The organism is Pseudomonas paraversuta, from assembly GCF_904067025.1.
Taxonomy (GTDB): domain Bacteria; phylum Pseudomonadota; class Gammaproteobacteria; order Pseudomonadales; family Pseudomonadaceae; genus Aquipseudomonas; species Aquipseudomonas paraversuta.
The window spans coordinates 525,096-544,821 of sequence record NZ_CAJFDA010000001.1; the positions used below are offsets into that span (position 1 = coordinate 525,096).

Sequence of the window (19,726 nt, forward strand, 5' to 3'; positions counted from 1 at the left end):
TGTGGGGTTTTGTCGTCACTGGGATAAACGCGCAAGTAACCGGGGAGCCTTTCTAGGCGTCTGAACCCGTAATTGGAGTGCCTCATGGCCAAGAAGATTACCGCTTACATCAAGCTGCAAGTGAAGGCCGCTCAGGCCAACCCAAGCCCACCTGTCGGCCCAGCTTTGGGTCAACACGGTGTGAACATCATGGAATTCTGCAAGGCTTTCAACGCCCGTACTCAGGGTATTGAAGCTGGCCTGCCGACTCCAGTGATCATCACTGTATACAGCGACCGTAGCTTCACATTCGAAACCAAATCGACTCCTGCTTCGGTTCTGCTGAAGAAGGCTGCCGGTTTGACTAGCGGTTCCGCTCGTCCAAACACCGTTAAGGTTGGCACTGTTACCCGTGCTCAGCTGGAAGAAATCGCGAAAACCAAAAACGCGGATCTGACTGCAGCTGATATGGAAGCAGCCGTGCGTACCATCGCCGGTTCTGCTCGTAGCATGGGCCTTAACGTGGAGGGTGTGTAATGGCTAAGCTGACTAAGCGTCAAAAGGCAATCGCCGGTAAAATTGAAGCTGGCAAGTCTTACAACTTTGTAGACGCTGCTGCTTTGCTGGCTGAGCTGTCCACTGTCAAGTTCAGCGAGTCTTTTGACATCGCTGTTAACCTGGGCGTAGACCCACGTAAATCTGACCAGGTTGTTCGTAGCGCTACTGTGCTGCCACACGGCACTGGCAAGACTGTACGTGTAGCTGTGTTCACCCAGGGTCCAGCTGCTGAAGCTGCTTTGGCTGCCGGCGCTGATCGCGTTGGTATGGACGACCTGGCTGCCGAAATGAAAGGCGGCGACCTGAACTATGACGTAGTTATTGCATCCCCGGACGCAATGCGTGTTGTAGGTCAGCTGGGTCAGATTCTTGGTCCACGTGGTCTGATGCCTAACCCTAAGGTTGGTACTGTAACTCCAGACGTAGCTACTGCGGTTAAGAACGCAAAAGCTGGTCAGGTTCGTTATCGCACTGACAAAAACGGTATCATTCACACTTCCGTTGGCAAGATCGGCTTTGATGCCGTCAAGCTGAAGGAAAACGTTGAAGCCCTGATCGCTGATCTGAAGCGTATCAAGCCAGCTTCCTCGAAAGGTATTTACGTTAAGCGCGTTACCCTGAGCACCACTATGGGCCCGGGCCTGGTCATCGACCAGGGTTCTCTGGACGCGTAAGACAAATTGGCGTGGCTTGCCGCGCCAATGAAAGATTGGGGTCCCTGCCTGGCGGGGGCTATCCAAGACCGTAGGCGGCGAAAGCCTTAAACCTCAAGCCTACGCAGATGGTGCTCCCGGTTCCTTACCGAATCAGACACCAAAACGACATCCGGCTCAGGCCAGATGAAACGGTAACAAGCAGGAGTTAAACCCGTGGCAATTAAACTCGAAGACAAGAAGGCCATCGTCGCTGAAGTCAACGAGGCTGCCAAAGTTGCCCTGTCTGCTGTTGTGGCTGATGCCCGCGGCGTGACAGTAGGCGCTATGACCGGACTCCGTAAAGAGGCTCGTGAAGCTGGCGTTTACGTACGTGTTGTACGTAACACCCTGCTCAAGCGCGCTGTTGCTGACACTGAATACAGTGTTCTCAACGACGTGTTCACCGGCCCGACCTTGATCGCATTCTCCAACGAACATCCAGGTGCTGCTGCCCGTTTGTTCAAAGAGTTCGCTAAAGGTCAGGATAAGTTCGAGATCAAGGCAGCTGCGTTCGAGGGCAAGTTCCTCGCAGCTAATCAGATCGACGTACTGGCAAGTCTGCCGACCCGTGACGAAGCAATTTCTCAGCTGATGAGCGTGATTCAAGGCGCTACCAGCAAATTGGCTCGTACTCTGGCGGCACTTCGCGACCAGAAAGAAGCTGCTGCAGCCTAAGGCTGAGCTACTCCTTTCAGCGTTTATTGTTTATTTCGATAGCCGCCTAGGCTGTCACCCCAATACAGGAATTTATAGTCATGTCTCTGACTACTCAAGAAATCATCGACGCAATCGGTTCGAAATCCGTTCTGGAAATCGTTGAGCTGATCAAGGCAATGGAAGAAGCATTCGGCGTTTCCGCTGCTGCTGCTTCTGCTGGTCCTGCTGCTGCCGCTGCTGTTGTTGAAGAGCAAACTGAATTCAACGTCATGCTGCTGGAAGCTGGCGAGAAGAAAGTTAACGTGATCAAGGCTGTTCGCGAGCTGACTGGTCTGGGCTTGAAAGAAGCCAAGGCAGTAGTAGACAGCGCTCCTAGCGTTGTTCTGGAAGCTGTTGCGAAAGACGCAGCTGACAAAGCCAAGGCTGCCTTGGAAGAAGCAGGCGCTAAAGTCGAGCTGAAGTAAGCCTCGACCTTGCGTCTCCAGCCCAAGCGTTAAGCAGAAGGCTGATGGCTGGTGGCTCTTGCCACCGGCCTTTTTCCGTTATTGGCTGCCGACTGGGTCGGCGCCTCTAACGTGCTGTAACCACCCTGTGCGGTGGAGCAAACCAAGGGGTTTGCACGATTTTCTGGCTGCTCCCGTCGGGAGAGGCCAAACAAGCAGGTGACCAAGCTGGGGAACGCTGATGGCTTACTCATATACTGAGAAAAAACGTATCCGCAAGGACTTTAGCAAGTTGCCGGACGTCATGGATGTGCCGTATCTCTTGGCAATCCAGCTGGATTCGTATCGTGAATTCTTGCAGGCGGGAGCGACTAAAGATCAGTTCCGCGACGTGGGCCTGCATGCGGCCTTCAAATCCGTTTTCCCGATCATCAGCTACTCCGGCAATGCTGCGCTGGAGTACGTCGGTTATCGCTTGGGCGAGCCGGCATTTGATGTTAAAGAATGCGTGTTGCGCGGTGTAACTTACGCCGTACCTTTGCGGGTAAAAGTTCGTTTGATCATTTTCGACAAAGAATCGTCGAACAAAGCGATCAAGGACATCAAAGAGCAAGAAGTCTACATGGGTGAAATCCCCCTGATGACTGAAAACGGTACCTTTGTAATCAATGGTACCGAGCGTGTAATCGTTTCCCAGTTGCACCGTTCCCCGGGCGTGTTCTTTGACCACGACCGCGGCAAGACGCACAGCTCCGGTAAACTGCTTTATTCCGCGCGTATCATTCCTTACCGCGGTTCGTGGTTGGACTTCGAGTTCGATCCGAAAGACTGCGTGTTCGTCCGTATTGACCGTCGTCGCAAGCTGCCTGCATCGGTACTGCTGCGCGCGCTGGGTTATACGACTGAGCAGGTGCTGGACGCGTTCTACACCACCAACGTATTCCACGTTCAGGGCGAAAGCATCAGCCTGGAACTGGTACCTCATCGCCTGCGCGGTGAAATTGCGGCCATCGATATTACCGATGACAAAGGCAAGGTGATTGTCGAGCAAGGTCGTCGTATTACTGCTCGTCACATCAACCAGCTGGAAAAAGCCGGTATCAAAGAGCTCGTTATGCCTCTGGACTATGTCCTGGGTCGCACAACGGCCAAGGCTATCGTGCATCCGGCTACCGGCGAAATCATTGCTGAGTGCAACACCGAGCTGACCACCGAGATTCTGGCGAAAGTCGCCAAGAGCCAGGTTGTTCGTATCGAAACGTTGTACACCAACGATATCGACTGCGGTCCGTTCGTCTCCGACACTCTGAAGATCGACTCCACCAGCAACCAATTGGAAGCGCTGGTCGAAATCTATCGCATGATGCGTCCAGGCGAGCCGCCAACCAAAGACGCTGCCGAGACTCTGTTCAACAACCTGTTCTTCAGCCCTGAGCGCTATGACCTGTCTGCGGTCGGCCGGATGAAGTTCAACCGTCGTATCGGTCGTACCGAGATCGAAGGTTCGGGCGTGTTGTGCAAAGAAGACATCGTCGCGGTACTGAAGACTCTGGTCGACATCCGTAACGGTAAAGGCATCGTCGATGACATCGACCACCTGGGTAACCGTCGTGTTCGCTGTGTAGGCGAAATGGCTGAAAACCAGTTCCGCGTTGGCCTGGTGCGTGTTGAACGCGCGGTCAAAGAGCGTCTGTCGATGGCTGAAAGCGAAGGCCTGATGCCGCAAGACCTGATCAACGCCAAGCCAGTGGCTGCGGCGGTGAAAGAGTTCTTCGGTTCCAGCCAGCTCTCGCAGTTCATGGACCAGAACAACCCGCTGTCCGAGATCACCCACAAGCGCCGTGTATCTGCACTGGGCCCGGGCGGTCTGACGCGTGAGCGTGCAGGCTTTGAAGTTCGTGACGTACACCCGACTCACTACGGTCGTGTATGCCCGATTGAAACGCCGGAAGGTCCGAACATCGGTCTGATCAACTCCCTGGCCGCCTATGCGCGCACCAACCAGTACGGCTTCCTTGAGAGCCCGTACCGCGTGGTGAAAGACGCTCTGGTCACCGACGAGATCGTATTCCTGTCCGCCATCGAAGAAGCTGATCACGTGATCGCTCAGGCCTCGGCCACGATGAACGACAAGAAAGTCCTGATCGACGAGCTGGTAGCTGTTCGTCACTTGAACGAATTCACCGTCAAGGCGCCGGAAGACGTCACCCTGATGGACGTTTCGCCGAAGCAGGTTGTGTCGGTTGCAGCGTCGTTGATTCCGTTCCTCGAGCACGATGACGCCAACCGTGCGTTGATGGGTTCGAACATGCAGCGTCAAGCTGTACCTACCCTGCGCGCTGACAAGCCGCTGGTTGGTACCGGCATGGAGCGTAACGTAGCCCGTGACTCCGGCGTTTGCGTCGTGGCTCGTCGTGGTGGCGTGATCGACTCCGTTGATGCAAGCCGTATCGTGGTACGTGTTGCAGATGACGAAGTAGAAACTGGCGAAGCCGGTGTCGACATCTACAACCTGACCAAATACACCCGCTCCAACCAGAACACCTGCATTAACCAGCGTCCGCTGGTTCGCAAGGGTGATCGAGTGCAGCGCAGCGACATCATGGCCGACGGCCCGTCCACCGATATGGGTGAGCTGGCTCTGGGTCAGAACATGCGCATCGCGTTCATGGCCTGGAACGGTTACAACTTCGAAGACTCCATCTGCTTGTCGGAACGGGTTGTTCAAGAAGATCGCTTCACCACGATCCACATCCAGGAACTGACCTGTGTGGCACGTGACACCAAGCTTGGGCCTGAAGAGATCACTGCAGACATCCCGAACGTGGGTGAAGCTGCACTGAACAAACTGGACGAAGCCGGTATCGTTTACGTTGGTGCTGAAGTTGGCGCGGGCGACATTCTGGTAGGTAAGGTCACTCCGAAAGGCGAGACCCAGCTGACTCCGGAAGAGAAGCTGTTGCGTGCAATCTTCGGTGAAAAAGCCAGCGACGTTAAAGACACCTCCCTGCGTGTACCTACCGGTACCAAAGGTACTGTCATCGACGTGCAGGTCTTCACTCGCGACGGCGTTGAGCGTGATGCTCGTGCACTGTCCATCGAGAAGACCCAGCTGGACGAGATCCGCAAGGATCTGAACGAAGAGTTCCGCATCGTTGAAGGCGCCACTTTCGAACGTCTGCGCTCTGCACTGGTCGGCCGTATTGCCGAAGGTGGAGCCGGTCTGAAGAAAGGCCAGGAAATCACCAATGAGGTCCTGGACGGTCTTGAGCATGGTCAGTGGTTCAAACTGCGCATGGCTGAAGATGCTCTGAACGAGCAGCTTGAAAAAGCCCAGGCTTACATCATCGATCGCCGTCGTCTGCTGGACGACAAGTTCGAAGACAAGAAGCGCAAACTGCAGCAGGGCGATGACCTGGCTCCGGGCGTGCTGAAAATCGTCAAGGTTTACCTGGCAATCCGTCGTCGCATCCAGCCGGGTGACAAGATGGCTGGTCGTCACGGTAACAAAGGTGTGGTCTCCGTGATCATGCCGGTTGAAGACATGCCGTACGATGCCAATGGCACCCCGGTGGATGTGGTCCTCAACCCGTTGGGCGTACCTTCGCGTATGAACGTTGGTCAGATTCTCGAAACTCACCTGGGCCTCGCAGCCAAAGGTTTGGGCGAGAAGATCAACCTCATGATTGAAGAGCAGCGCAAGGTTGCTGACCTGCGCAAGTTCCTGCATGAGATCTACAACGAGATTGGCGGTCGTCAAGAAAGCCTGGATGACTTCTCCGACCAGGAAATCCTGGACCTGGCGAAGAACCTTCGTGGCGGTGTGCCGATGGCTACCCCGGTGTTCGACGGTGCCAAGGAAAGCGAAATCAAGGCAATGTTGCGCCTGGCAGATCTGCCGGACAGCGGCCAGATGACGCTGACTGACGGCCGTACCGGCAACCAGTTTGAACGTCCGGTTACTGTTGGCTACATGTACATGCTGAAGCTGAACCACTTGGTAGACGACAAGATGCACGCTCGTTCTACCGGTTCTTACAGCTTGGTTACCCAGCAGCCGCTGGGTGGTAAGGCACAGTTCGGTGGTCAGCGTTTCGGGGAGATGGAGGTTTGGGCGCTGGAAGCTTACGGCGCGGCATACACTCTGCAAGAAATGCTCACAGTGAAGTCGGATGATGTGAACGGTCGTACCAAGATGTACAAAAACATCGTGGACGGCGATCACCGTATGGAGCCGGGCATGCCCGAGTCCTTTAACGTGTTGATCAAAGAAATTCGTTCCCTCGGCATCGATATCGATCTGGAAACCGAATAACACGTGACGTGAATCGAGAGTGGGGCGGTATTGCCCGCTCTCTGCTCCGCCAGGAGGAAAGGCCTTGAAAGACCTACTGAATTTGCTGAAAAACCAGGGTCAAGTCGAAGAGTTCGACGCCATCCGTATTGGATTGGCATCGCCTGAGATGATCCGTTCGTGGTCGTTCGGTGAAGTTAAAAAGCCGGAAACCATCAACTATCGTACGTTCAAGCCTGAGCGTGACGGCCTGTTCTGCGCCAAAATCTTTGGCCCGGTTAAGGATTACGAGTGCCTGTGCGGTAAGTACAAGCGCTTGAAGCACCGCGGTGTGATCTGTGAGAAGTGTGGCGTTGAAGTCGCACTGGCCAAGGTCCGTCGCGAGCGCATGGCTCACATTGAACTGGCATCGCCGGTTGCTCACATCTGGTTCCTGAAATCGCTGCCGTCCCGTATCGGCTTGCTGATGGACATGACCCTGCGTGATATCGAACGCGTTCTCTACTTCGAGAGCTATGTCGTTATCGATCCGGGCATGACCACTCTGGAAAAAGGTCAGCTGCTGAACGATGAGCAGTACTTCGAAGCGCTGGAAGAGTTCGGCGACGACTTTGATGCCCGTATGGGTGCTGAAGCTGTCCGTGAACTGCTGCACGCTATCGATCTGGAACACGAGATTGGCCGTCTGCGCGAAGAGATTCCGCAAACCAACTCCGAAACCAAAATCAAGAAACTGTCCAAGCGCCTGAAGTTGATGGAAGCCTTCCTGGGCTCCGGCAACCTTCCGGAGTGGATGGTACTGACCGTTCTGCCGGTTCTGCCGCCAGATCTGCGTCCTTTGGTTCCGCTGGATGGTGGTCGTTTCGCGACTTCCGACCTCAACGATCTGTATCGTCGAGTGATCAACCGTAACAACCGCTTGAAGCGCCTGCTTGATCTGTCCGCTCCGGACATCATCGTGCGTAACGAAAAGCGTATGTTGCAAGAAGCGGTCGACGCATTGCTCGACAACGGCCGTCGTGGCCGCGCTATCACCGGTTCCAACAAGCGTCCTCTGAAATCCCTGGCTGACATGATCAAGGGTAAGCAGGGTCGTTTCCGTCAGAACTTGCTCGGTAAGCGTGTTGACTACTCGGGTCGTTCGGTAATTACCGTAGGTCCGACCCTGCGTCTGCACCAGTGCGGTCTGCCGAAAAAAATGGCTCTCGAGCTGTTCAAGCCGTTCATCTTCGGCAAGCTTGAAATGCGCGGTCTCGCGACCACCATCAAAGCCGCCAAGAAAATGGTTGAGCGCGAATTGCCAGAGGTTTGGGACGTTCTCGCAGAAGTCATTCGCGAACACCCGGTTCTCCTCAACCGTGCACCGACCCTTCACCGTCTGGGTATCCAGGCGTTTGAACCGGTACTGATCGAAGGTAAGGCTATCCAGCTGCACCCGTTGGTCTGTGCTGCGTACAACGCCGACTTCGACGGCGACCAAATGGCCGTGCACGTACCGCTGACGCTGGAAGCCCAGCTGGAAGCGCGTGCGTTGATGATGTCGACCAACAACATTCTGTCGCCAGCCAACGGTGAGCCAATCATCGTTCCGTCGCAGGACGTTGTATTGGGTCTGTACTACATGACGCGTGAAGCGATCAACGCCAAAGGCGAAGGTCGTGTGTTCGCGGATCTGCAGGAAGTTGACCGTGTGTTCCGTGCCGGCGAAGCCGCACTGCACGCCAAGGTCAAAGTGCGTATCCACGAAACCGTCAACGACCGTGACGGCGGCAGCGTGAGCAACGTTCGTATTGTCGACACCACTGTCGGCCGTGCCTTGTTGTACCAGGTTGTGCCAAAAGGTCTGTCGTACGATGTCGTCAACCTGCCGATGAAGAAAAAGGCGATCTCCAAGCTGATCAACCAGTGCTACCGCGTGGTTGGTTTGAAAGAGACCGTGATTTTCGCTGACCAGTTGATGTACACCGGTTTTGCTTACTCGACCATTTCCGGCGTTTCCATCGGTGTTAACGACTTCGTTATCCCGGATGAAAAAGCCCGCATCATCGCGGCTGCAACCGATGAAGTGAAAGAGATCGAAAGTCAGTACGCCTCGGGCCTGGTAACACAGGGCGAGAAGTACAACAAAGTAATCGACCTTTGGTCGAAAGCTAACGACGAAGTCTCCAAGGCAATGATGTCGAACCTCTCGAAAGAGAAGGTTATTGACCGTCACGGCGTTGAGGTTGAGCAAGAGTCGTTCAACTCGATGTACATGATGGCCGACTCCGGCGCACGGGGTTCTGCAGCGCAGATCCGTCAGCTGGCCGGTATGCGTGGTCTGATGGCCAAGCCGGATGGCTCCATCATCGAAACGCCGATTACTGCGAACTTCCGTGAAGGTTTGAGCGTACTTCAGTACTTCATCTCTACTCACGGTGCTCGTAAGGGTCTGGCGGATACCGCCTTGAAAACTGCTAACTCCGGTTACTTGACGCGTCGTCTGGTAGACGTTGCGCAGGATCTGGTTGTGACTGAAGTCGACTGCGGGACCGAACACGGTCTGCTGATGACTCCGCACATTGAAGGCGGTGACGTTGTTGAGCCGTTGGGTGAACGCGTACTGGGTCGAGTAATCGCCCGTGACGTATTCAAGCCGGGTACCGATGAAATCATCGTTCCTGCTGGCACCCTGGTCGACGAGAAGTGGGTTGAATTCATCGAGCTGAACAGCATCGACGAAGTAATCGTACGCTCGCCAATCAGCTGCGAAACCCGCTTCGGTATCTGTGCCAAGTGCTACGGTCGCGATCTGGCCCGTGGTCACCAGGTGAACATCGGTGAAGCTGTCGGCGTAATCGCTGCCCAGTCGATCGGTGAGCCGGGTACACAGCTGACCATGCGTACGTTCCACATCGGTGGTGCGGCTAGCCGGACCTCTGCTGCTGACAGCGTTCAGGTGAAGAATGGCGGTACTGTCCGTCTGCACAACCTGAAGCACGTTGAGCGGGTAGATGGTTGCCTGGTAGCAGTATCCCGTTCCGGTGAGCTGGCAATCGCTGATGACTACGGTCGTGAGCGCGAGCGCTACAAGCTGCCGTACGGTGCCGTGATTTCGGTTAAAGAAGGTGACAAGGTCGACGCTGGCTCTATCGTAGCCAAGTGGGATCCGCACACTCACCCAATCGTTACCGAAATGAAAGGTACCGTGACCTACGTGGGCATGGAAGAAGGCATCACGATCAAGCGTCAGACTGACGAATTGACCGGTATGACCAACATTGAAGTACTTGATGCCAAAGACCGTCCAGCTGCCGGCAAGGACATCCGTCCAGCCGTCAAGATGGTTGGTGTTGATGGCAAGGATCTGCTGTTGCCAGGTACTGACGTACCGGCTCAGTACTTCCTGCCGGCGAACGCCCTGGTCGGTGTAGCGGATGGTGCGGAAATCGCGATCGGTGACGTTATCGCTCGTATTCCGCAAGAAACTTCGAAAACTCGAGACATCACCGGTGGTCTGCCACGGGTTGCTGACTTGTTCGAAGCCCGTCGTCCGAAAGAAGCCTCGATTCTGGCTGAAGTCAGCGGCACCATCGCGTTCGGTAAAGAGACCAAGGGCAAGCGCCGTCTGGTCATTACTCCGAACGACGGTACTGATCCGTACGAAGAGCTGATTCCAAAGTGGCGTCACCTGAACGTCTTCGAAGGCGAACAAGTGAACCGCGGCGAAGTTATCTCCGACGGTCCGAGCGATCCACACGACATCCTGCGTTTGCTGGGTGTGAGTGCGCTGGCCAAGTACATCGTTAACGAAATTCAAGACGTTTACCGTCTGCAAGGCGTAAAAATCAACGACAAGCACATCGAGACCATTCTGCGTCAGATGCTGCGTAAAGTTGAGATTGCCGAGTCTGGCGATTCCACCTTCATCAAGGGCGACCAGATGGAGTTGACGCATGTACTGGTCGAGAACGAGCGCCTGGGCAACGAAGACAAGTTCGTGTCCAAGTTCACTCGCGTTCTGTTGGGTATCACCAAGGCGTCGTTGTCGACTGAATCGTTCATCTCCGCGGCCTCTTTCCAAGAGACTACCCGCGTACTGACCGAAGCAGCGGTAACCGGCAAGCGCGATTACCTGCGCGGCCTGAAAGAAAACGTGGTCGTGGGTCGTTTGATCCCGGCTGGTACCGGTCTGGCATACCACAGCGAGCGCAAGCGTCGTCGTGAGGCTGACAAACCGTTGCGCGTAAGCGCCAGTGAAGTGGAAGCTGCACTGACCGAAGCACTGAACTCGAGCGGTAACTGAGTTCTGAGCTGATTGAAAGGTAGGCCCCGGTCGTTCCGTTCATCGAATCGAGACATTTTGTCTTGGTTAGATGAGTGGGAAGGTCGGGGCCTTGCCTTGACTGGGGACAAGATCCTCTTTAGACTCTTGTACCCCTAAATTTGGCGGGAATTCGTTCCTGCCATTTTGCTTTTCTTGCAAGACAATAGCGTCGCAAGACAACAGTGGAGCTAGTAGATGGCAACTATCAACCAGCTGGTACGTCAGCCGCGTAAGCGTATCGTCGAGAAATCCGACGTGCCTGCGCTGCAAAACTGCCCGCAACGTCGTGGCGTATGCACCCGTGTGTATACAACTACGCCGAAAAAACCTAACTCGGCACTGCGTAAAGTATGCCGTGTGCGCCTGACCAACGGTTTCGAGGTTTCCTCGTACATCGGTGGTGAAGGTCACAACCTGCAAGAACACAGCGTGGTACTGATTCGTGGCGGTCGTGTAAAAGACTTGCCAGGTGTTCGTTATCACACCGTTCGCGGTTCGTTGGATACTTCCGGTGTTAAAGGTCGTAACCAGGGTCGTTCGAAGTACGGTACCAAGAAGCCGAAGTAGTTTTCGGTCGCTTGTAAATAATGCAGATTTCTTTTTTTCTGAGTCGATAAGAGTAAGGTCGGACGTGCATCCTCTGGGTGTAATGGTTCCGAGCTAACCTGAAGACCGTTTGAGGGCTTATCCATGCCAAGAAGACGCGTAGCAGCCAAGCGCGATGTGCTTGACGATCCAAAATACGGAAGCCAAATCCTGGCCAAGTTCATGAACCACGTGATGGAAAGCGGCAAGAAAGCCGTTGCCGAGCGTATCGTTTATGGCGCGCTGGACAAGGTTAAAGAACGCAAGAACAGCGATCCCCTGGAAATCTTCGAGAAAGCTCTCGACGCCATCGCTCCGCTGGTCGAAGTGAAGTCGCGCCGTGTAGGCGGTGCTACTTACCAGGTTCCGGTCGAAGTTCGCCCGTCCCGTCGTAACGCCCTGGCAATGCGCTGGTTGGTAGACTTCGCCCGCAAGCGCGGCGAGAAGTCTATGGCTCTGCGCTTGGCTGGCGAACTGTTGGATGCTGCTGAAGGCAAGGGCGCAGCAGTTAAGAAGCGTGAAGACGTGCACCGTATGGCTGAAGCTAACAAAGCTTTCTCGCACTACCGCTTCTAATTTCAGCGCTACTCATTTTGCGAGGGCTTTATGGCTCGTACTACACCGATTAACCGCTACCGTAACATTGGTATCGTTGCTCACGTGGATGCTGGTAAAACCACCACCACCGAGCGCGTCCTTTTTTACACTGGCAAAAGTCACAAGATGGGCGAGGTGCATGATGGCGCCGCGACCACAGACTGGATGGTTCAGGAGCAGGAGCGTGGTATTACCATTACTTCTGCTGCTATTACCGCCTTCTGGAAAGGTTCTGCCAAGCAGTACAAAGACGAGCATCGCTTCAACGTAATCGATACCCCGGGCCACGTTGACTTCACTATTGAAGTTGAACGTTCCCTGCGTGTACTCGATGGCGCGGTTGTTGTGTTCTGCGGTACTTCGGGTGTTGAACCTCAGTCGGAAACCGTATGGCGTCAAGCCAACAAATACGGCGTTCCGCGTCTTGTTTACGTAAACAAGATGGACCGTGCCGGTGCTAACTTCCTGCGCGTGATTGAGCAGATCAAGAAGCGTCTTGGTCACACTCCGGTTCCAATCCAGCTGGCTATCGGTTCTGAAGACAACTTCCAGGGTCAGATTGATCTGATCAACATGGAAGCTGTTTACTGGAACGATGCTGACAAAGGTATGGTTCCTGTTCGTAAGCCTATCCCTGCTGAACTGCAGGAACTGGCTGACGAATGGCGCGACAACATGGTTCAGGCTGCTGCCGAAGCCAATGAAGAGCTGATGAACAAGTACCTCGAAGGTGAAGAATTCACCATCGAAGAAATCAAGGCTGCTCTGCGTCAGCGTACTATCGCTGGTGAGATCGTCTTGGCTGTTTGCGGTTCTTCCTTCAAGAACAAGGGTGTTCCCCTGGTTCTCGACGCCGTTATCGACTTCCTGCCTGCACCTACCGATATTCCTGCCATCAAGGGTACTGACCCGGATGACGAGACTATCGAACTGGAGCGTCATGCAGACGACAGCGAGCCGTTCTCGGCTCTGGCGTTCAAGATCGCTACCGACCCATTCGTGGGTACCTTGACCTTCGTTCGAGTTTACTCGGGCGTGTTGAACTCCGGCGACGGCGTAATCAACTCGGTTAAAGGCAAGAAAGAGCGCGTGGGTCGTATGGTGCAAATGCACGCAAACGCCCGTGAAGAGATCAAGGAAGTACGCGCTGGTGACATCGCGGCCTTGATCGGCATGAAGGACGTCACCACTGGTGAAACCTTGTGCAACGCTGACAAGCCAATCATCCTGGTTCGTATGGACTTCCCGGAGCCGGTTATTTCGGTTGCCGTTGAGCCAAAGACCAAAGATGACCAGGAAAAAATGGGTGTCGCTCTGGGCAAACTTGCTCAGGAAGATCCATCTTTCCGCGTAAAAACTGATGAAGAAACTGGTCAAACGATCATTTCTGGCATGGGCGAGCTGCACTTGGACATCCTGGTTGACCGGATGCGCCGTGAGTTCAACGTCGAAGCCAACATCGGTAAGCCTCAGGTTTCGTATCGTGAGCGCATCACGAAGAGCTGTGAGATCGAAGGCAAGTTCGTTCGTCAGTCCGGCGGTCGTGGCCAGTTTGGTCACTGCTGGATCCGTTTTGCTCCTGCTGACGAAGGTCAGGAAGGTCTGCAATTCGTGAACGAAGTGGTAGGTGGTGTGGTTCCTAAGGAATACATCCCGGCTATCCAGAAGGGTATCGAAGAGCAGATGAAGAACGGTGTTGTTGCCGGCTATCCGCTGATCGGCCTGAAGGCTACCGTGTTTGATGGTTCTTACCACGACGTCGACTCCAACGAGATGGCGTTTAAGGTGGCTGCTTCCATGGCTACCAAGCAACTGGCCTCCAAAGGCGGCGGTGAGTTGCTTGAGCCGATCATGGCGGTAGAGGTTGTTACACCTGAAGACTATATGGGTGACGTGATGGGCGACTTGAATCGTCGTCGCGGCATGATCCAGGGTATGGAAGATACGGTCTCCGGCAAAGTAATTCGTGCTGAAGTTCCGTTGGGTGAAATGTTCGGTTATGCGACCGACGTTCGTTCCATGTCTCAGGGTCGCGCAAGCTACTCTATGGAATTCAAAAAATACGATACAGCTCCGTCGCACATCGTCGAAGCTGTTACTAAAAAACAAGGCTGATTTAGTTCAGTCCTTTAGGCAAGGAGTTAATTGTCGTGGCTAAAGAAAAATTTGATCGTTCCCTACCGCACGTCAACGTTGGCACTATCGGTCACGTTGACCATGGTAAAACCACGCTGACCGCAGCTCTGACTCGTGTTTGCTCCGAGATTTTCGGTTCGGCCATCGTTGACTTCGATAAAATCGACAGCGCGCCAGAAGAAAAAGCTCGTGGTATCACCATCAACACTGCGCACGTTGAATACAACTCGCTGATCCGTCACTACGCTCACGTTGACTGCCCAGGTCACGCTGACTATGTGAAGAACATGATCACCGGTGCTGCCCAGATGGACGGCGCGATCCTGGTTTGTTCGGCCGCTGATGGTCCGATGCCACAAACTCGTGAGCACATCCTGCTGTCCCGTCAGGTTGGCGTTCCGTACATCGTGGTCTTCCTGAACAAGGCTGACCTGGTAGACGACGCTGAGCTGCTGGAACTGGTTGAGATGGAAGTGCGCGATCTGCTGAGCACTTACGACTTCCCGGGCGACGACACTCCGATCATCATCGGTTCTGCTCGTATGGCGCTGGAAGGCAAAGACGACAACGAAATGGGCACCACTGCCGTTCGTAAACTGGTTGAAACTCTGGATACTTACATTCCGGATCCAGTTCGTGTTATCGACAAGCCGTTCCTGATGCCAATCGAAGACGTATTCTCGATTTCGGGTCGCGGTACTGTTGTAACCGGTCGTATCGAGCGCGGTATCGTTCGCGTTCAAGATCCGCTGGAAATCGTTGGTCTGCGTGACACTACTGTTACCACCTGCACCGGCGTTGAAATGTTCCGTAAGCTGCTCGACGAAGGTCGTGCTGGCGAGAACTGCGGCGTGCTGCTGCGCGGCACCAAGCGTGACGACGTAGAGCGTGGTCAGGTTCTGGTTAAGCCGGGTTCGGTTAAGCCACACACTACCTTCGAAGCTGAAGTGTACGTGTTGAGCAAAGAAGAAGGCGGTCGTCACACTCCGTTCTTCAAAGGCTACCGTCCACAGTTCTACTTCCGGACCACTGACGTGACCGGTAACTGCGAACTGCCGGAAGGCGTTGAAATGGTAATGCCAGGCGACAACATCAAAATGGTTGTCACCCTGATCAAAACCATCGCAATGGAAGACGGTCTGCGTTTCGCAATCCGTGAAGGCGGTCGTACCGTTGGCGCTGGCGTTGTAGCCAAAATCATCGCGTAAGTGATGATTGCCTGAAAAAGCCCCCGCTCAGCGGGGGCTTTTTTTATTGAGTTGACACCTACTGGGGTCGTCTATAGAATTGCGCCTCCTTTTAACGGGCGTATTGCGCTCGGTGGGAATAGCAATCTGGAGTCTGAAATCCAATGCAAAATCAGCAAATCCGTATCAGGTTGAAGGCTTTTGACCATCGCCTGATCGACCAATCAACCCAGGAAATCGTGGAAACCGCGAAACGTACTGGTGCTCAAGTGCGTGGTCCAATTCCACTGCCTACCCGTAAAGAGCGGTTCACCGTTCTGGTCTCCCCGCACGTCAACAAAGACGCGCGTGACCAGTACGAGATCCGTACTCATAAGCGCGTACTGGACATCGTCCAGCCAACGGATAAAACCGTTGATGCACTTATGAAGCTTGATCTTGCGGCCGGTGTGGAAGTGCAGATCAGCCTCGGCTAAGACTTGGGTCTTAGTCGTGTAACGCTCTGAAATGGGCGGCCATAGCGGGTGAAAGCCCCGTACACTCATGAGGTTTACAACATGACTATTGGTGTAGTCGGTCGTAAATGCGGTATGACCCGTATTTTCACCGAAGAAGGTGTCTCCATTCCGGTCACGGTCATTGAGATCGAACCGAATCGCGTCACCCAGTTCAAAACTGAAGAAACCGATGGCTATCGTGCAGTGCAAGTCACTGTCGGCGAGCGTCGCGCTTCGCGTGTAACTGCTGCTCAAGCGGGTCACTTCGCTAAAGCAAACGTTGCAGCTGGTCGTACCGTAATGGAATTCCGCCTTGAAGAAGGCGAGTACCAGGCAGGCGATCTGATCAACGCTGAAATCTTCACCGCAGGTCAGATGGTCGATGTGACCGGTCAGTCCAAAGGTAAAGGCTTCCAGGGTACGATCAAGCGTTGGAATTTCCGTGGCCAAGATAACACTCACGGTAACTCCGTTTCCCACCGCGTCCCGGGCTCTATTGGCCAGTGCCAGACTCCTGGTCGTGTATTCAAGGGCAAAAAAATGTCCGGTCATATGGGCGCTGAGCGCGTGACCGTGCAGTCCCTCGAAGTAGTGCGCGTCGACGCTGAACGCAATCTGTTGTTGGTCAAAGGTGCTGTTCCTGGCGCTACTGGCGGCAACCTGGTTGTACGTCCGGCGGCCAAGGCTCGCGGTTAAGGGGAAGCTGACATGCAATTAAACGTAAATGACGCTCAAGCGATCGAAGTTTCCGAACTGACATTTGGCGGCGAGTTCAACGAGACGCTGGTTCACCAAGCAGTCGTGGCCTACATGGCCGGCGGCCGTCAAGGTAGCAAGCAGCAAAAGACCCGTTCCGATGTTCGTGGTGGCGGTAAGCGCCCATGGCGTCAGAAAGGTACTGGCCGTGCTCGTGCCGGTACTATCCGTAGCCCAATCTGGCGTGGCGGCGGTACCACTTTCGCAGCTCGTCCACAGGATCACTCTCAGAAGCTCAACAAGAAGATGTACCGCGCAGCAATGCGTTCCATCCTTGCTGAACTGGTTCGTACTGATCGTCTGATCGTGGTTCAGGACTTCGCAGTTGAAGCACCGAAGACCAAAGATCTGCTGAACAAACTGAATGGCATGGGTCTGACAGACGTCCTGATCGTGTCCGAAGTTGTTGATCAGAACCTGTACCTGGCTGCTCGCAACCTGCCACACGTTGATGTACGTGACGTGCAAGGTTCCGATCCAGTTAGTCTGATCGCATACGACAAGGTGTTGATCACCGTGTCGGCCGTGAAGAAATTCGAGGAGCTGCTGGGATGAACCAGGAACGCGTATTTAAAGTTCTGCTTGGCCCGCACGTTTCCGAGAAGGCTACGGTTCTGGCAGACAAGAAAGGCCAGTTCGTTTTCAAGGTTGCTACTGATGCAACCAAGCTGGAAATCAAGAAGGCCGTCGAAAGCCTGTTCAGCGTGAAAGTTGAGCGTGTTACTACCCTGAATGTTCTGGGTAAAAGCAAGCGCACCGCTCGCGGCGTGGGCAAGCGTAATGACTGGAAGAAGGCAGTAATCTCCCTTCAGCCAGGCCAAGATCTCGATTTCAGCAGCAGTGCTGAGTAAGGAAGGGGTGCATCATGGCAATCGTTAAATGCAAACCGACTTCCCCTGGCCGCCGTCATGTGGTCAAGGTGGTCAACCAGGAGCTGCATAAAGGCGCTCCTCACGCACCGCTGCTCGAGAAGAAATCGAAGACTGGTGGTCGTAACAACAATGGCCGTATTACCACGCGTCACATCGGTGGTGGTCATAAGCAGCATTATCGTTTGGTCGACTTCCGTCGCAACGACAAAGATGGCATTCCAGCCACTGTTGAGCGTATCGAATACGATCCAAACCGTACTGCTCACATTGCTCTTATGTTGTACGCAGACGGCGAGCGCCGCTACATCATCGCCCCTAAAGGCGTGAGTGCCGGTGACCAGCTGATCGCAGGTGCTTTGGCACCGATCAAGCCGGGCAACGCTCTGCAACTGCGCAACATTCCAGTTGGTAGCACCGTACACGGCATCGAATTGAAGCCGGGTAAAGGCGCGCAAATCGCACGTTCCGCTGGTGCTTCGGCTCAGCTGGTCGCTCGTGATGGTGTCTATGTGACCCTGCGTCTGCGCTCTGGTGAAATGCGTAAAGTATTGGCTGAATGCCGTGCAACGCTTGGCGAAGTCTCGAACTCCGAGCACAGCCTGCGTTCCCTGGGTAAAGCTGGTGCCAAACGCTGGCGTGGCGTTCGCCCAACCGTTCGTGGTGTTGCCATGAACCCGGTTGACCACCCACATGGTGGTGGTGAAGGTCGTACCTCTGGTGGTCGTCATCCGGTATCGCCATGGGGCTTCCCGACTAAGGGCGCGAAGACTCGTGGTAATAAGCGTACCGACAAAATGATCGTCCGTCGTCGCAAGTAAATAGAGGGATACGACAGTGCCACGTTCTCTGAAAAAAGGTCCTTTTATTGATCTTCACCTACTGAAGAAGATCGAAGTGGCGGCGGAAAAGAACGATCGCAAACCGGTGAAAACCTGGTCGCGCCGTTCTATGATCCTGCCACAAATGGTCGGTCTGACCATCGCTGTGCATAACGGTCGTCTTCATGTCCCAGTTCTTGTGAACGAAGACATGGTTGGCCATAAACTAGGCGAGTTTGCCGGTACCCGCACTTATCGTGGGCACGTGGCAGACAAGAAAGCCAAGCGTTAAGGGGTAAGGAACGATGGAAGTAGCCGCTAAGTTGTCGGGCGCTCGAATCTCCGCCCAGAAAGCCCGCTTGGTCGCCGACCAGATCCGCGGGAAGAAGGTGGGCGAAGCGCTCAACCTGTTGGCTTTCAGCAACAAGAAAGCCGCCGAGATCATCAAGAAAGTGCTGGAGTCGGCCGTAGCCAACGCCGAGCATAACGAAGGCGCAGACGTTGACGACCTTAAAGTCGCTACCGTTTTCGTCAACGAAGGGCGTTCGCTGAAGCGCATCATGCCGCGTGCCAAAGGCCGCGCTGATCGCATCGTCAAGCGGTCTTGCCATATCACTGTCAAGGTTGCTGACAAGTAACGGAGTCGAAGAGATGGGTCAGAAAGTACATCCCATTGGCATTCGCCTGGGAATCGTCAAGGAGCACACCTCCGTCTGGTACGCAGACGGCCGGACTTATGCGGACTATTTGTTCGCTGATCTGAAGGTGCGTGAATACCTCCAAGACAAACTAAAAAGCGCGTCCGTAAGCCGTATCGATATCCATCGTCCGGCTCAGACTGCACGTATCACCATCCACACTGCTCGTCCTGGTATCGTTATCGGGAAGAAAGGTGAAGATGTTGAGAAACTGCGTCAGGACCTGACCAAGCAAATGGGTGTGCCTGTGCACATCAATATCGAAGAGATCCGCAAGCCGGAACTCGACGGTATGCTGGTTGCGCAGAGCGTAGCTCAGCAGCTGGAGCGTCGTGTAATGTTCCGTCGCGCGATGAAACGCGCTGTACAGAACGCTATGCGCATTGGTGCCAAAGGCATCAAAATCCAAGTGAGCGGTCGTCTCGGCGGTGCTGAAATCGCACGTACTGAATGGTATCGCGAAGGTCGTGTGCCACTGCACACCCTGCGTGCCGACATCGACTATGCCAACTACGAAGCTCACACCACTTACGGTGTGATCGGTGTAAAGGTTTGGATCTTCAAAGGCGAAGTAATTGGTGGTCGCCAAGAAGAACTGAAGCCACAAGCACCAGCGCCTCGTAAAAAAGCTGCTAAGTAAGGGGTACG

The 19,726-nt window shown here is 54.4% G+C and carries 18 protein-coding genes; all 18 read left to right on the forward strand.

Going from position 1 to position 19,726, the window contains the following annotated elements:
* The first annotated feature begins 84 nt into the window (after window positions 1–84).
* Window positions 85–516, forward strand: a complete 432-nt coding sequence (gene rplK, locus JQ848_RS02495; RefSeq protein WP_003444395.1) for a 50S ribosomal protein L11 — start codon at window positions 85–87, stop codon at window positions 514–516.
* Window positions 516–1,211: a 50S ribosomal protein L1 gene (rplA, locus tag JQ848_RS02500; RefSeq protein WP_003444394.1), complete on the forward strand. Its 696-nt coding sequence runs from the start codon at window positions 516–518 to the stop codon at window positions 1,209–1,211. Before rplK ends, rplA begins: the two co-directional genes overlap by 1 nt.
* 195 nt (window positions 1,212–1,406) lie before the next feature.
* Window positions 1,407–1,907, forward strand: a complete 501-nt coding sequence (rplJ, locus tag JQ848_RS02505; protein ID WP_003444392.1) for a 50S ribosomal protein L10 — start codon at window positions 1,407–1,409, stop codon at window positions 1,905–1,907.
* A gap of 80 nt (window positions 1,908–1,987) precedes the next feature.
* Window positions 1,988–2,353 (forward strand): 50S ribosomal protein L7/L12, encoded by a 366-nt coding sequence (rplL, locus tag JQ848_RS02510; RefSeq protein WP_003444390.1) that lies wholly within the window; start codon window positions 1,988–1,990, stop codon window positions 2,351–2,353.
* 220 nt (window positions 2,354–2,573) lie between these two features.
* Complete coding sequence (gene rpoB, locus JQ848_RS02515) at window positions 2,574–6,647, forward strand: DNA-directed RNA polymerase subunit beta (RefSeq protein ID WP_003444388.1); 4,074 nt, start codon at window positions 2,574–2,576, stop codon at window positions 6,645–6,647.
* A gap of 64 nt (window positions 6,648–6,711) precedes the next feature.
* Window positions 6,712–10,911, forward strand: a complete 4,200-nt coding sequence (gene rpoC, locus JQ848_RS02520; RefSeq protein WP_127196857.1) for a DNA-directed RNA polymerase subunit beta' — start codon at window positions 6,712–6,714, stop codon at window positions 10,909–10,911.
* Window positions 10,912–11,127: 216 nt separating this feature from the next.
* The gene (rpsL, locus tag JQ848_RS02525; RefSeq protein ID WP_002555494.1) at window positions 11,128–11,499 is read left to right on the forward strand and encodes a 30S ribosomal protein S12; all 372 of its coding nucleotides are present in this window, start codon (window positions 11,128–11,130) and stop codon (window positions 11,497–11,499) included.
* A gap of 123 nt (window positions 11,500–11,622) precedes the next feature.
* Window positions 11,623–12,093 (forward strand): 30S ribosomal protein S7, encoded by a 471-nt coding sequence (rpsG, locus tag JQ848_RS02530; protein ID WP_003444383.1) that lies wholly within the window; start codon window positions 11,623–11,625, stop codon window positions 12,091–12,093.
* A gap of 30 nt (window positions 12,094–12,123) precedes the next feature.
* On the forward strand, window positions 12,124–14,229 hold the full coding sequence (gene fusA, locus JQ848_RS02535) for an elongation factor G (protein ID WP_003444381.1): 2,106 nt from the start codon (window positions 12,124–12,126) through the stop codon (window positions 14,227–14,229).
* A 35-nt stretch (window positions 14,230–14,264) separates the two neighbouring features.
* Window positions 14,265–15,458 (forward strand): elongation factor Tu, encoded by a 1,194-nt coding sequence (gene tuf, locus JQ848_RS02540; RefSeq protein WP_003444379.1) that lies wholly within the window; start codon window positions 14,265–14,267, stop codon window positions 15,456–15,458.
* 143 nt (window positions 15,459–15,601) lie between these two features.
* Window positions 15,602–15,913 carry a 30S ribosomal protein S10 gene (gene rpsJ, locus JQ848_RS02545; RefSeq protein WP_003186070.1) on the forward strand — a complete coding sequence of 104 codons (312 nt, stop codon included), beginning with the start codon at window positions 15,602–15,604 and terminating at the stop codon, window positions 15,911–15,913.
* A gap of 81 nt (window positions 15,914–15,994) precedes the next feature.
* Window positions 15,995–16,630 carry a 50S ribosomal protein L3 gene (rplC, locus tag JQ848_RS02550; protein ID WP_003444377.1) on the forward strand — a complete coding sequence of 212 codons (636 nt, stop codon included), beginning with the start codon at window positions 15,995–15,997 and terminating at the stop codon, window positions 16,628–16,630.
* A gap of 12 nt (window positions 16,631–16,642) precedes the next feature.
* Window positions 16,643–17,245: a 50S ribosomal protein L4 gene (gene rplD / locus JQ848_RS02555; protein ID WP_003444376.1), complete on the forward strand. Its 603-nt coding sequence runs from the start codon at window positions 16,643–16,645 to the stop codon at window positions 17,243–17,245.
* The gene (rplW, locus tag JQ848_RS02560; RefSeq protein ID WP_003444375.1) at window positions 17,242–17,541 is read left to right on the forward strand and encodes a 50S ribosomal protein L23; all 300 of its coding nucleotides are present in this window, start codon (window positions 17,242–17,244) and stop codon (window positions 17,539–17,541) included. Before rplD ends, rplW begins: the two co-directional genes overlap by 4 nt.
* Window positions 17,542–17,555: 14 nt before the next feature.
* The gene (gene rplB / locus JQ848_RS02565) at window positions 17,556–18,380 is read left to right on the forward strand and encodes a 50S ribosomal protein L2 (protein WP_003444374.1); all 825 of its coding nucleotides are present in this window, start codon (window positions 17,556–17,558) and stop codon (window positions 18,378–18,380) included.
* A 16-nt stretch (window positions 18,381–18,396) separates the two neighbouring features.
* Window positions 18,397–18,672: a 30S ribosomal protein S19 gene (gene rpsS / locus JQ848_RS02570; RefSeq protein WP_003232420.1), complete on the forward strand. Its 276-nt coding sequence runs from the start codon at window positions 18,397–18,399 to the stop codon at window positions 18,670–18,672.
* Window positions 18,673–18,685: 13 nt separating this feature from the next.
* On the forward strand, window positions 18,686–19,018 hold the full coding sequence (gene rplV / locus JQ848_RS02575; protein WP_003444373.1) for a 50S ribosomal protein L22: 333 nt from the start codon (window positions 18,686–18,688) through the stop codon (window positions 19,016–19,018).
* Between the two features lie 13 nt (window positions 19,019–19,031).
* Window positions 19,032–19,718 (forward strand): 30S ribosomal protein S3, encoded by a 687-nt coding sequence (gene rpsC, locus JQ848_RS02580; protein ID WP_003176422.1) that lies wholly within the window; start codon window positions 19,032–19,034, stop codon window positions 19,716–19,718.
* The last annotated feature ends 8 nt before the right edge of the window (window positions 19,719–19,726 follow it).

What these genes read in the sequence shown, in the direction of transcription:
- rplK (WP_003444395.1), top strand. Translation starts at nt 85, where the DNA reads ATGGCCAAGAAGATTACCGCTTACATCAAGCTGCAAGTGAAGGCCGCT.
- rplA (WP_003444394.1), top strand. Translation starts at nt 516, where the DNA reads ATGGCTAAGCTGACTAAGCGTCAAAAGGCAATCGCCGGTAAAATTGAA.
- rplL (WP_003444390.1), top strand. Translation starts at nt 1,988, where the DNA reads ATGTCTCTGACTACTCAAGAAATCATCGACGCAATCGGTTCGAAATCC.
- rpoB (WP_003444388.1), top strand. Translation starts at nt 2,574, where the DNA reads ATGGCTTACTCATATACTGAGAAAAAACGTATCCGCAAGGACTTTAGC.
- rpsL (WP_002555494.1), top strand. Translation starts at nt 11,128, where the DNA reads ATGGCAACTATCAACCAGCTGGTACGTCAGCCGCGTAAGCGTATCGTC.
- rpsG (WP_003444383.1), top strand. Translation starts at nt 11,623, where the DNA reads ATGCCAAGAAGACGCGTAGCAGCCAAGCGCGATGTGCTTGACGATCCA.
- fusA (WP_003444381.1), top strand. Translation starts at nt 12,124, where the DNA reads ATGGCTCGTACTACACCGATTAACCGCTACCGTAACATTGGTATCGTT.
- rpsJ (WP_003186070.1), top strand. Translation starts at nt 15,602, where the DNA reads ATGCAAAATCAGCAAATCCGTATCAGGTTGAAGGCTTTTGACCATCGC.
- rplC (WP_003444377.1), top strand. Translation starts at nt 15,995, where the DNA reads ATGACTATTGGTGTAGTCGGTCGTAAATGCGGTATGACCCGTATTTTC.
- rplD (WP_003444376.1), top strand. Translation starts at nt 16,643, where the DNA reads ATGCAATTAAACGTAAATGACGCTCAAGCGATCGAAGTTTCCGAACTG.
- rplW (WP_003444375.1), top strand. Translation starts at nt 17,242, where the DNA reads ATGAACCAGGAACGCGTATTTAAAGTTCTGCTTGGCCCGCACGTTTCC.
- rplB (WP_003444374.1), top strand. Translation starts at nt 17,556, where the DNA reads ATGGCAATCGTTAAATGCAAACCGACTTCCCCTGGCCGCCGTCATGTG.
- rplV (WP_003444373.1), top strand. Translation starts at nt 18,686, where the DNA reads ATGGAAGTAGCCGCTAAGTTGTCGGGCGCTCGAATCTCCGCCCAGAAA.
- rpsC (WP_003176422.1), top strand. Translation starts at nt 19,032, where the DNA reads ATGGGTCAGAAAGTACATCCCATTGGCATTCGCCTGGGAATCGTCAAG.